11 protein-coding genes are annotated in these 11,729 nt (G+C 72.0%); 6 read left to right on the top strand and 5 right to left on the bottom strand.

Annotation, left to right across the window (positions count from 1 at the left end):
- Positions 1-97: 97 nt before the first annotated feature.
- The 3 genes from ACH4S8_RS31800 to ACH4S8_RS31810 all read right to left on the bottom strand — a co-directional run bounded on the left by ACH4S8_RS31800 (position 98) and on the right by ACH4S8_RS31810 (position 2,629).
- Positions 98-619, bottom strand: coding sequence for a hypothetical protein (locus ACH4S8_RS31800; protein ID WP_398400160.1), 522 nt, complete (start codon positions 617-619; stop codon positions 98-100).
- Between the two features lie 172 nt (positions 620-791).
- Entirely contained in the window at positions 792-1,580 is a 789-nt protein-coding gene (locus ACH4S8_RS31805) for an enoyl-CoA hydratase-related protein (protein WP_398400162.1), read from the bottom strand.
- Positions 1,581-1,642: 62 nt separating this feature from the next.
- Positions 1,643-2,629, bottom strand: coding sequence for an NAD(P)H-dependent flavin oxidoreductase (locus tag ACH4S8_RS31810; RefSeq protein ID WP_398400164.1), 987 nt, complete (start codon positions 2,627-2,629; stop codon positions 1,643-1,645).
- A gap of 471 nt (positions 2,630-3,100) precedes the next feature.
- On the opposite strand from ACH4S8_RS31810, the gene ACH4S8_RS31815 reads away from it, so the two are divergent.
- The 4 genes from ACH4S8_RS31815 (at position 3,101) to ACH4S8_RS31830 (ending at position 6,940) form a co-directional block, all read left to right on the top strand.
- Positions 3,101-3,913 carry an SDR family oxidoreductase gene (locus tag ACH4S8_RS31815; protein ID WP_398400166.1) on the top strand — a complete coding sequence of 271 codons (813 nt, stop codon included), beginning with the start codon at positions 3,101-3,103 and terminating at the stop codon, positions 3,911-3,913.
- A 136-nt stretch (positions 3,914-4,049) separates the two neighbouring features.
- Complete coding sequence (locus ACH4S8_RS31820) at positions 4,050-5,192, top strand: acyl-CoA dehydrogenase family protein (protein ID WP_398400168.1); 1,143 nt, start codon at positions 4,050-4,052, stop codon at positions 5,190-5,192.
- 21 nt (positions 5,193-5,213) lie between these two features.
- Positions 5,214-5,744: a hypothetical protein gene (locus tag ACH4S8_RS31825; RefSeq protein ID WP_398400170.1), complete on the top strand. Its 531-nt coding sequence runs from the start codon at positions 5,214-5,216 to the stop codon at positions 5,742-5,744.
- Positions 5,745-6,061: 317 nt separating this feature from the next.
- Positions 6,062-6,940: an SDR family oxidoreductase gene (locus ACH4S8_RS31830; protein ID WP_398400172.1), complete on the top strand. Its 879-nt coding sequence runs from the start codon at positions 6,062-6,064 to the stop codon at positions 6,938-6,940.
- A gap of 51 nt (positions 6,941-6,991) precedes the next feature.
- Here the strand turns inward: ACH4S8_RS31830 and ACH4S8_RS31835 are convergent, their stop codons facing one another.
- Positions 6,992-7,927, bottom strand: a complete 936-nt coding sequence (locus tag ACH4S8_RS31835) for a LysR family transcriptional regulator (RefSeq protein WP_398400174.1) — start codon at positions 7,925-7,927, stop codon at positions 6,992-6,994.
- Between the two features lie 131 nt (positions 7,928-8,058).
- Here ACH4S8_RS31835 and ACH4S8_RS31840 point away from each other — a divergent pair, with 131 nt between their 5' ends.
- Complete coding sequence (locus ACH4S8_RS31840) at positions 8,059-9,312, top strand: MFS transporter (RefSeq protein ID WP_398400176.1); 1,254 nt, start codon at positions 8,059-8,061, stop codon at positions 9,310-9,312.
- Between the two features lie 224 nt (positions 9,313-9,536).
- Here ACH4S8_RS31840 and ACH4S8_RS31845 read toward each other — a convergent pair whose 3' ends face one another.
- A complete protein-coding gene (locus ACH4S8_RS31845; RefSeq protein WP_398400178.1) occupies positions 9,537-10,991 on the bottom strand; it encodes a tannase/feruloyl esterase family alpha/beta hydrolase in 1,455 nt (484 codons plus the stop codon).
- A gap of 395 nt (positions 10,992-11,386) precedes the next feature.
- On the opposite strand from ACH4S8_RS31845, the gene ACH4S8_RS31850 reads away from it, so the two are divergent.
- Positions 11,387-11,728 (top strand): ArsR/SmtB family transcription factor, encoded by a 342-nt coding sequence (locus tag ACH4S8_RS31850; RefSeq protein WP_398400180.1) that lies wholly within the window; start codon positions 11,387-11,389, stop codon positions 11,726-11,728.
- The last annotated feature ends 1 nt before the right edge of the window (position 11,729 follow it).

Below are 11,729 nucleotides of genomic sequence, written 5' to 3' on the forward strand. Positions count from 1 at the left end.
GGGACTCGCCGGCACCGCCGCCCCTGATGCCGTCCGGTCGCGGACCACGAGAACGTTCCAGGCGTGCCGTCTCATGGCGCCGGTGCCATGAACACCGTCACTGCGCGGTGGGGTTGGTGTAGTCGTCGAGCAGAGGACTGTGGCGTTCGGTGAGGGGGCCGACGCCGAGGTCTTCCCGCATGAGCTTGCGCATCCTGGCGGCCGCCTTGCCTCGTTCCTCCCAGCGGGCGCGATCCTCCGGACTGCTGACAGCGGTGCCGTCGATGTAGCCGTCGCAGATGCCTCGCAGACAGTGGAACACCCCGTTGGAGGCCTTGACGACGGGTTCGGGCGCGGTGAGCCACATCCGTTCCGACGCGATCCCCATGCCCGAATCCCGAAAGGCCTCGCGCAACACGAGCGCCCGCTCGTCGTCGGAAGCGTGTTCTCGCTGGGCCAGGGCCCGCAGGGTCTCACCGAGGACCTTCACGGTGGTGGTGTACTGCGTGTAGACGTCGAGCCGGAGCCTGAGACCTTCCTTGGCATCCTCGCGCTTCCACCGGTTCCGGTCGGCGATGAGGGTGGAGCCGATGCCGATCACGGCCCCGGCCAGGGTGGAGAGCAGTGGCAACCAGTCCATGCGGGCCAGCTTGGGCCATCCGGCACCGGCGGCACCAGATGGGCCGAGGGAACGAACCCGTACCGACGGCTTCTCGGCCTGACACCGCCCGCGACGGGCCGCCGGACGCGCCGAACGTGCAGGGCGTTCCGAGGGCGACGGGCGTTTCGGAGGCGACGGGCGCGCGGACGGCTCAGCGCCCCGTGAACACGGGCTTCCGCTTGGTCAGGAAGGCGTTCAGACCGGTCCGGTAGTCGTCCGAGGCACCGGTGAGGGCGATCTGTTCCGCCTCGCGTTCCAGCGCGGCGTCGAGCGCCGGTCCAAAGGAGAGGGTCACGGCGGTCTTCATGGCGGCGAACGCCCGCGTGGGTCCGGCGGCGAGTTCGGCCGCGCTCCGCCGGACCGTGCCCTCGAAGTCCTCGTCGGCGACGACCTGATGCAGCAGTCCCAGGTCGCGTGCTTCCGCCGCGTCGAGCAGTCGGGGGCGCAGCAGCAGATCGAGCGCCACGGCGCGTCCGGCGATGCGGGGCAGGGTCCAGGAGATCCCGGTGTCGCAGGACAGGCCGATGCCGGCGAAGGCGGTGGTGAACGTCGCGGACGAGGCGGCGATCCGGACGTCGCACGCCAGCGCCAGCGCCATACCGGCACCCGCGGCCACCCCGTTGACCGCGGCGACCACGGGCTTGGGCATCGTCAGGAGCGTCCGTACGAGGGGGTTGTACTGCTCGCGTACGGCGTCGGCCATGGCCTGTCCGCCGCCCGCGGACCGTGCTTCCTCCAGGTCCTGGCCGACGCAGAACGCCCGGCCGCTTCCGGTGAGCACCACGGCGCGGACGTCCGGGTCGTCGGCCACGGTCCGCAACGCGTCCAGCAGTTGGGCCTTGGCGTTCAGGTCGAGGCTGTTCATCCGGGCCGGCCGGGCGAGCCGGATCGTCCGGACGTCTCCTTGCGTGGACGTGGTGACGGCAGGGGTGTGCGGCATGGTGGTTCCGTTCCTGGCTCGGTGGCGGATCGTCCGACGGGACTCGGTGTTCAGGTGGTCGTCTACAAGGCCCTGTGGACCGCGGTCCTGGTGGCGAGCCCGGTCAGCGCCTCGTCGTACTGCTCCTTCAGCGCCGAGACGAGTTCGGCGACGTTGAGACTCCGCTTGACGGCGCCGATGCCCTGGCCGGATCCCCATATGTCCTTCCACGCGCGGGCGTTCGTGTTGCCGCCGGAGCCGAAGTTCATCGCGGAGGGGTCGGACTCGGGCAGGTCGTCGGGGTCGAGTCCGGCCGCGGTGATGCTGCCGCGCAGGTAGTTGCCGTGGACTCCGGTGAACAGGTTGCTGTAGACGATGTCCTTGGCGGTGCCGTCCACGATCATCCGCTTGTAGGCGGGTGAGTTGTCGGCCTCGATGGTGGAGAGGAACGCCGATCCGATGTAGGCGAGGTCGGCGCCCGCGGCCAGGGCGGCCAGGATCGACCGGCCGTGGGCGATGGCGCCGGACATCAGCAGCGGGCCGTCGAACCAGTCACGGATCTCCTGGACGAGCGCGAAGGGCGACTGCGTGCCCGCGTGGCCGCCGGCTCCGGCGGCCACGGCGATGACGCCGTCGGCACCCTTCTCGATGGCCTTGCAGGCGAATTCGTTGCTGGTCACGTCGTGCAGCACGATCCCGCCGTACGCGTGCACGGCGTCGTTGATCTCGGGACGCGCCCCGAGTGAGGTGATCACGATCGGCACCCGGTGCTTCACGATCACGTCCATGTCGAGCTCGAGGCGGTCGTTCGAGCGGTGCACGATCTGGTTGACCGCGAACGGGGCGACGACCGCGTCCGGGTGCGCGTCCGCGTACGCGGCGTTCTCCTCCGTGATGCGGTCCAGCCAGTCGGACAGCAGGGACGCGGGCCGGGCGTTGAGCGCCGGGAAGGAGCCGATCACACCGGCCTGGCACTGGGCGATGACCAGTTCGGGTCCGGAGGCGATGAACAGGGGCGAGCCCACGACGGGCAGCGTGAGGGGCCGCGACAGGGCGGGTGGCAGCGACATGGCGGGTCCTTTGACGGCTTGGACGGCTGAGGCGGCTGAAACGACTGAGACGGCTTGGATGCTTCAGACGGCTTTCGGCGGGCTCCTCGGCGGTATGACGACCGGCGGAGGGGACCTCGGCGAGGGGCAGCGCAGCGATTGTGCAACTCGTTGCACAATCGGGCAAGGGCATCCGTCCGCCGGCCGCGCGCCGCCGGTGACGTCGACACTCGCACTCCCGGCTCCCCGCGAGCGGCCCGACCAGCGGCTTTCCCGGGGAGCGCCAAGGCGATCCAGCAACCTGACTTTTTTGTCAGAGAGATGCGCGTCACAATCAGCAACCCAATTGGTGATCTCGACACAGGCTCAACAGATCCCGCCATCAGACTTGACTATTTTGTCAGCTTCATTGACGCTGCCGTCATCACGACTCCAGCCCACCGTGAGCGGTGCGGCTGTCGACATCCGTCAAAGGCCCAGGGAGAGACGCGCATGGACGTCCAGTTCGATTTCGACGGCAAGCGGGTGGTGGTGTTCGGCGGCACGTCCGGCATCAATCTCGCCATCGCCGAGGCTTTCGCCGCGAGGGGCGCCGCGGTGGCGGTGGCCAGCCGGAAGCGGTCCAACGTCGACGCGGCCGTGAGACGGCTCGGCGCCCACGAGAACCCCGTGCGCGGCTTCGTGGCCGACGTGCGGGACATGGGGTCGGTCACGGAGGTCTTCGAGGCGGTGCGCTCGGAGTGGGGGCCGGTCGACGTCCTGGTCTCCGGGGCGGCCGGCAACTTCCTGGCGGAGGCGGGCGAGTTGTCGTCGAACGGCTTCAAGGTGGTCGTGGACATCGACCTGAACGGCACCTTCCACGTGCTGCGCGCAGGGTTCGAGCACCTGGCTCCCGGTGCCTCGGTCATCAACATCACTGCGCCGCAGGCGGCGATTCCCGTGCGCTATCAGGCGCATGTGTGCGCGGCGAAGGCCGGCGTGGACCAGCTGACCCGGGTGCTCGCCCTGGAGTGGGGCGTCAAGGGCATCCGCGTGAACGCCATCGCGCCGGGCCCGATCGCCGGCACGGAGGGGCTGGCCCGGCTCTCGCCGGGAGACGACCCGGACGGCGACAGGTCGGTGAAGAGTGTTCCGCTGGGCCGGTTCGGCACCACTCAGGAGATCGCCGACCTGGCGATGTTCCTGTCGTCCTCCGCCGCCGCCTACATCTCCGGCGCCGTGATCCCCTGCGACGGCGGAGGCTCGTTCGAAAGCGTCCGCGCGATCGAGGAAGCCGGCCGCTTCCTCGCCTCGGCCTCGCGGTGACGGCACCGCGTCCGTCCGCTCTCGGAGCCGCGAAAAAGGCCGGCGGAATGTCCGTCCGGCCCGGCGGCGCCACCGCGGAGCTCGCCCACGCCCCGGCCGTACCCGATGCGTCCCCCAAGTCTCAGGAGCCGTCCGCATGAAGCGTCAGATCTGCACCGAGGACCACGAGGCCTTCCGGGCCGTCGTGCGGACGTTCCTGGACAAGGAGGTGCTGCCGCATTACGAGCAGTGGGAGAGGGACGGCATCGTCTCCCGCGAGGTCTGGCGGGCCGCCGGGCGGCAGGGCCTGCTCGGTCTCGCCGTGCCCGAGGAGTACGGAGGCGGCGGGAACACCGACTACCGCTACAGCGCCGTGCTCGCCGAGGAGTTCGGCCGCGCGTACGCCGCCGGCTTCGCCCTCGGCCTGCACAACGACATGATCGGCCCCTACCTGACCTCGCTGGCGACCGAGGAGCAGAAGCGGCGCTGGCTCCCGGGCTTCTGCAGCGGCGAGATCGTCACCGCGATCGCGATGACCGAGCCCGGCGCGGGCTCCGACCTCCAGGGCATCCGCACCACCGCCGCGGACCACGGCGACCACTGGGTCCTGAACGGATCCAAGACCTTCATCTCCAACGGCATCAACGCCGACCTGGTGATCGTGGTCGCCAGGACCACCCCCGAGGGCGGGGCGCACGGACTGTCGCTGCTCGTCGTCGAACGGGGCACGGAAGGCTTCGAGCGCGGCCGCAACCTCGACAAGATCGGCCAGAAGTCGCAGGACACCGCCGAGTTGTTCTTCAACGACGTCCGCGTGCCCAAGGAGAACCTGCTCGGCGAGCCGAACGGCGCCTTCCTGCACCTGATGACCAATCTCGCGCAGGAGCGCATCACGATCGCGGTCGCCGCCGTCGCCGGGGCGGAACGCCTGCTGGAGATCACCACGCGGTACGTGAAGGGGCGCGAGGCGTTCGGCCGGCCGCTCGCGAAACTCCAGCACATCCGGTTCGAGATGGCCGAGATGGCCACCGAGTGCGCCGTCACCCGCACCTTCCTCGACCGCTGCGTCGAGGAACACACGAACGGCACCCTGGACACCGTCCACGCCTCGATGGCGAAGTGGTGGGCGACCGAGCTGCAGAAGCGGGTCGCGGACCGGTGTCTGCAACTCCACGGCGGCTACGGCTACATGACGGAGTATCCGATCGCCAGGGCGTTCACCGACGGCCGGGTCCAGACCATCTACGGCGGAACGACCGAGATCATGAAGGAGATCATCGGACGCTCCCTGCTCGCCTGATGTGCTGTGTACGGTGCGCACATGTCCGCCTTTCTTCAGCAACTCCCCGCGCTCGTGGGCGTCGTGATCGGCGCCCTGGGTTCGTATCTGGCCCTCGTCCGCAGCGACCGTGAACGCTTCGAACGGGACCGGGCGGTCCGCTGGGAAGAACGGCGTCTGGCCGTGTACTCCGAGTACGCGCGGTCGCTGAAGAAGTCGGTGACCGTCACCTACCGTGTCGCCGCCCACATGGGCAACGACCCGCACCCGCACCCCTTGTCCCTGGCCGAGGCGGAACCGCTCCTGGCCCGGGCCACCGACGACCGCGATCCTGCCGGCGAGGCCCTGATCATGCTGGGCAGCCGCGAAGTGGTGGACCGGGCCCGGGAATGGGTGACCGTGGTGATGGAGATGGAACGCTTCCAGCGTGTGGGCACCCGCGATCCACAGGCATGGCAGGCACTCCTGGAACGCCAGCGCAGGGGCCGGGAGGGCTACTACGCGGCCGTACGCGAGGACCTCCAGCTGCCCCCCGGCCACCCGGGCCGATGGCTGACGACACCGGAGACGTGACACCGGAACACAGCCGTCGGCCGGCCGGTCCATCCTGTCGACGAGGTCGGCGGCGATGCGCCGGCCCCCTGGCGAGTGATGCCCGGGCGGCGGGCGGCCCGGGCCACCGGCAGGGGCTCGTCGCACGGCGGCACGCACCTTCACGTACTACGGCGCCGACGGCGACTCCTCCGTAGAGTCGTACGCGGCGGTCCGGCTGTGACGTCTCGCAGGCTTCGCCCGGCCCGCACCCGCCACCGGGCGGACCGGCCGCCCGCCTGCCCGCCACGGCCGCCGAGGCGGAATCGGCGCCCGCTGCCCGCTCGAGGAGGAGAACGTTGGCTTCCACCGGTGCCACGTACGCGATCACCGGGGCCTCCGGCCGTCTGGGCGGGCGTGTCGCCCGCAGGCTGGCCGCCTCCGGTATCGCGCAGACCCTCCTGGCCCGCACCCCCTCCCGCGCTCCGCGGCTGCCCGGCGCGATCGCGGTACCCGGCGCCTACGACGACCACGAAGCCCTCGTACGCGCCCTGCGGGCCACCGACCGCGTCCTGATGGTCTCGGCCGCGGAGTCCCCCGACCGGCTCCGGGACCACCGCACCTTCGTCGACGCCGCCGCTCGGGCCGGTGTCGCGCATCTGGTCTACATCTCCTTCTACGGGGCCGCGCCCGACGCGACCTTCACCCTGGCCCGGGACCACTGGCACACCGAACAGCACATCCGCGCCGCCGGAATCCCCTTCACCTTCCTGCGCGACAACCTCTATGCCGACTTCATGCCCGCCCTCGTCGGCGCCGACGGCGCCATCCGCGGCCCGGCCGGCGACGGCAGGGCGGCCCTGGTCGCCCAGGACGACATCGCCGACGCCGCGGTGGCGGTGCTGCGTGATCCGCGTCCGCACGCCGGCCACGCCTACGAGCTGACGGGACCGGAGGCACTCACCCTCACCGACGTGGCCCGGATCCTCACCGAGGTCGGTGGCCGACCGGTCTCCTACGTCCCGGAGACGACCGAGGAGGCGTACGCCTCCCGCGCGGCCTACGGGGCGCCCGGCTGGCAGCTCGACGCATGGGTGTCCACCTACACGGCGATCGGCGACGGATCCCTGGCCACCGTCACCACCGCCATCGAGGACCTCACCGGGCGTCGGGCGGCATCGCTGGATCAGGTCCTGCGTGCCGCGGCCGACGGACCCGCTTCGCCCGGACGGCCGTAGAGCTCGCCCGAACGACCGTGGAACTCGGCCGGACGAGCGCAGAAGCCGGATTCAGCGCGGGATCACCCAGTCCGGGGTCCAGGTCCCGGCGGCGTCATGGCCCGCCGTCGTGGCGGCGAGGTGGGTGCGGAGCGTGGCCAGCGCCGGGTGGGGATTGTCGCGGTGCCACAGGAGCGAGTGCGGGTAGACGGGTGTCGGGCCGGTCACCGGGATCAGGCGCAGACCGTGGCCGGCGGGCCAGACGAGCCGGGTCTGCTCACCCATGAACGTGGCGAGCGCCGGCGTGTCGGCGACGGTGTCGAGGAGCGCGTCGGAGCCGAAGTTGGGGCCGGTCGCCTCGATGGTGAGCCCGAACTCGGCGACGAGGTCGTCGTAGTAGGCGGCCCACTCGGTCCCGGGGACGATGCCCGGCATCCAGATGCGGTGACCGGCGAGCTCGGCGACCGTCACCGACTTCGCGCCCGCCAGCGCGTGGGCGGGGCCGGTGAGCAGCTGGAGCGGCTCGTCGAGCACCCGTACGCACTCGATGTCCTCGGGAAGGGGCCGGCCCGGCACGGCGACCGCGCGGAAGGACGCGTCGATCGCGCCGGACCGGATGGCGGCGACGGCCGTATCGATGTCGAACAGCATCACCACGTCGAGGTCGACCTCGGGGTACGTGCGGTGGAAGCCGCGCATCAGGCCCGAGGCCGCGCCGCGCGAGGCGATGATGTCGACGCGCAGCGGACGGCGGCCGGTGCGCACGGACGCGACCGCGCGTTCGGACACGCGCAGCAGCTCGCGCGCGTGGGGCAGGAACGCCTGGCCGTCGATGGTGAGCTCGGCGCCTCGCGGGGTGCGGGTGAACAGCCGCACCCCGAGGGCGCGCTCCAGGGCGGCGACGCGTTTGGAGACGGCCTGCTGGGTGACCGCGAGTTCCGTGGCGGCCTGCTGGAACTGCCCCGCGTCGGCGACGGCGACGAAGGTCCGTACGGTGTCGAGGTCCATGCCACCACCCTAGGTACACAACCGATGGTTGTGGGGTGTGCTCCGCCGGTTGTTTGATCCCCGGTCGCGGTGCTCGCTTTGATGTCTCGGGACGCGGATCGGTTGTACGGGTGAGGGGCGAGGGTTCGGGCATGGGGAGCGGGCAACGGCTGGGGCGGCGGTTCGGGTGGCTCTGGGGCGCCTACGGGGCCAGCGCGCTCGGCACGTGGCTCGCCTTCGGCTCGTTCGAGCTGATCGCCATCCGGGTACTGCACGCGGGGCCGGCCGAGGTCGCCGTGCTCGCCTCGGTGGGGGCCGCGGTGGGCGCGGCCGTGGCGGTGCCGCTGGGCCCGTGGGTGGAGTTCCGCCGCAAGCGCCCGGTGCTGATCGCGATGGACCTGGTGCGGTTCGCGGCGCTGCTGACGGTCCCCGCCGCGTTCGCGCTCGGCGTGCTCACCTTCTTTCAGCTGCTGCTCGTCTCGGTCGTCGTCGCGGCGGCCGACATCACCTTCCGCGCCGCCTCCGGCGCGTACCTGAAGACGCTGGTGGCGGCCGAGGACCTGCTCGTCGCGGGCGCCCGGTTCGAGTCGACGGCCTGGACGACCACGATCATCGGGCCGCCGCTGGGCGGCGCGGCGATCGGGCTTCTGGGCCCGGTGGCGACGGTGGTGGCCGACGGGGTCAGCTATCTGCTCTCCGCGCTGGGCATCCGTGCGACGGGCGGGCACGAGCCGCGGCCCGAACGCCGGGAGGCCGCGCGCATGCGGGCCTCGGACCTGCTCGACGGCTGGCGCTACATCCTCGCCGACCCCACGCTGCGTCCGCTGTTCTTCAACACCGCCCTGTTCAACGGCCTGGTGATGGCCGCCCAGCCGCTGCTGGCCGTCCTGATGCTGGGCAGGCTCGGGTTCACCCCGTGGCAGTACGGCCTCGCCTTCGCCGTGCCCTCGATCGGCGGGCTGCTCGGTTCACGGCTGGCCCGGCCGCTGGTCGCCCGGTTCGGGCAGCATCGGGTCCTGGCCGCGTCCGGGGCGCTGCGCGCGATCTGGCCGCTCGGCCTGGCCTTCCTGGGGCCGGGCGCGGGCGGGCTGCTGCTGGTGATGGGCGTCGAGCTCGGGCTCATCTTCTGCTGCGGGGTCTTCAACCCCGTCTGCTCCACCTCCCGCCTCGAACGCACCGCGAACGACCGGGTCGCCCGCACGCTGACCGCCTGGGCGGTGACGACCAAGGCCTCGACCGCGCTCCTGACGGCGCTCTGGGGTGTACTGGGCACCCTGCTCGGCCCGCGCACGGCCATCGCCCTGGCCGGCGTCCTCCTGCTGGCGACCCCGCTGCTCCTCCCCCGGCGAGCGGCGGCGCCCGTCACCGCCGAGGCGGAGGCGGCAGCGGCGCCGGGGCGCGTCTGAGGAGAGGCGGCGCGGCCCGAGGTGCTGGTGCCGAGGCACGCCACGGTGCGGCACGACACCAGCACGCGCGCCGCACCGGGTGCCACGCCCCGGGCACCACGCGCGCGGCGCACTGCCCACTACGCGTGACGCCCCGGTCGCCGCGCGGCCTGCGCACCGTCCCAGGGCGCGCCACGCCGGGTCGCCGAGGAGGCGGCAAGGAGGACGGCCGAGTGCCTCGGCGGCTACCCCAGAGGGCACTCGGTCAGCGGTGACGTACGGTCCGCGTCCGCCGGGCGCGGCACGGTGTGGCCGGCCGGCGGGCGTCCTTCGCCGGCCAGCCAGCGTTCCAGCGCGGTGAAGGCCGCGTGATGGCAGGGGGTCATCGGACGGAGCCGGTCCGGGAACGCGTCGACGAGGGAGTCGGTGTGGGTCCCGCCCTCGATGCGGTAGTACCGCAGCAGCGGACCTCGCCCGGCCTCGCGCACCATCCGGGCGTAGACGTCGCCGTCGCGGCCGATCGGCAGCAGCACGTCGAGCGTTCCCTGGAGGGTGATGAGCGGTTTGCCGATGCGCCCGGTCAGCGCGATGCGGTCGACGGCGCGGTGCACGGCCCGCGGTCTCGCGCCGTAGTCGTAGTCGGCGTCGCAGCCGGGGGTGCCGGAGGCGCAGAACGGGGTTCCCGCCTCGGTCGCCCCGTCGTAGCCGGGGTCCAGTTCCTCACGGTAGAGGCGCTGGGTCAGATCCCAGTAGGTCGTGTAGTGGTACGGCCACAGGAACTCCGATCCGGCCGGATAGCCGGCCGCGTGCATCGCCTCCTGTGCCTCCTCGGCGCCGGGTCCGCCCGCCGCGTAGAGCGGGTACGCGCGCAGCGCGGGCGGCAGGAAGGTGAGCAGGCCCGGTCCCTTCGAGGTCCAGAGCGTGCCCTCCCAGTCGACTCCCCCGTCGTAGAGCTCGGGGTGGTTCTCCAGCTGCCAGCGGACCAGGTAGCCGCCGTTGGAGATGCCGGTGGCGATGGTGCGGGAGGGGGGCTTCCCGTAGCGCTCCTCGACGACGGTGCGGGCTGCCCGGGTGAGCTGGGTGAGCCGTGTGTTCCACTCGGCGATGGCGTCGCCGGGCCGGGCGCCGTCCCGGTAGAAGGCGAGGCCGGTGTTGCCCTTGTCGGTGGCGGCGTAGGCGTAACCGCGCGCGAGGACCCAGTCGGAGATGGCGCGGTCGTTGGCGTACTGCTCGCGGTTGCCCGGTGTTCCGGCGACGACGAGTCCGCCGTTCCAGTGGTCGGGCAGCCGGATGACGAACTGCGCGTCGTGGTTCCAGCCGTGGTTCGTGTTGGTGGTGGAGGTGTCGGGGAAGTAGCCGTCGATCTGGGTCCCGGGCACTCCGCTGGGCGTCGGCAGGTCCTTGGGCGTCAGGCCCGCGTAGTCGGCGGGGTCGGTGTGGCCCGAGGCGACGGTTCCGGCGGTGGTCAACTCGTCCAGGCAGGCCGCCTGTTGGCGGGCGGCGCCGGGTACCCGGGGCCGATCGCCCGCGGAGCAGGCCCTGTTGTGCGGGCCGTGGCCGCCGACGGCGACGGCGGGTGACGGTGCGGCCGCCGCGAGGGCGCCCGAACCGGCGGTCGTGAGCACCAGCGCGCAGAGCGCGGCGCGCCATGCGGGCCGCCGGCCGCCGGGTGGAGTGAGGTGCGTACTGGAGTGGAGCATCCGGGACCTCGGATCCGCGTGGGGATGGGGTGGACGCGCCGGAGGCTAGTGACACGGGGGCCGGTGGGGACATGTGCCGGACCGCCATGATGGCGGTGGCGGGAGCGGCGTCGCCACCATGGCGGTCCGTGTCCTCGTGTGCGGGCGGAACCTGAGGCCCGGTCAGGGACGGCCGCCGTCGGCGAGCCGCTGCCGGCCTCGTGTCCGAGCGCACCTCCGACCACCAGGACGTCCCGGCCCCGGAACTGCCGACCGTCCTCGGCATGCCGCGAGGTCGCCGGCTTCCTGCGTGCGGCCGGACCGGAACCCGCCGAGCGGACCGCGCTCGACCAGGGCGTGAGCGTCCGGTTCCCGGCCGGCTTGACGTATTCCGATATGGGAATACGATGGCTGTCATGGCACGAGCAGCGACGACGTCGGACGCGTTCAACGCGATAGCCGAGCCGCAGCGCCGGGACATCCTGATGCTGCTGCGGGCGGGTGAGCGGCCGGTGACCGACGTGGCCCAGGAGTTGGGGATGAGCCAGCCCGGGGCGTCCAAGCACCTGCGGGTGCTCCGGGAAGTAGGGCTGGTGCAGGTCCGCGAGGCCGGCAAGCAGCGCCTCTACGGCCTCGACGCCCGCGGGCTGCGGCCGATCCACGAGTGGGTCGGCGGATTCGAGCGGTTCTGGAACGAGAGTTTCGACCGGCTGGACTCCTACGTGCAGGACCTCAAGCAGACACGGCAGGAGGACTGAC

Source organism: Streptomyces sp. NPDC021080 (assembly GCF_044333225.1).
GTDB lineage: Bacteria > Actinomycetota > Actinomycetes > Streptomycetales > Streptomycetaceae > Streptomyces.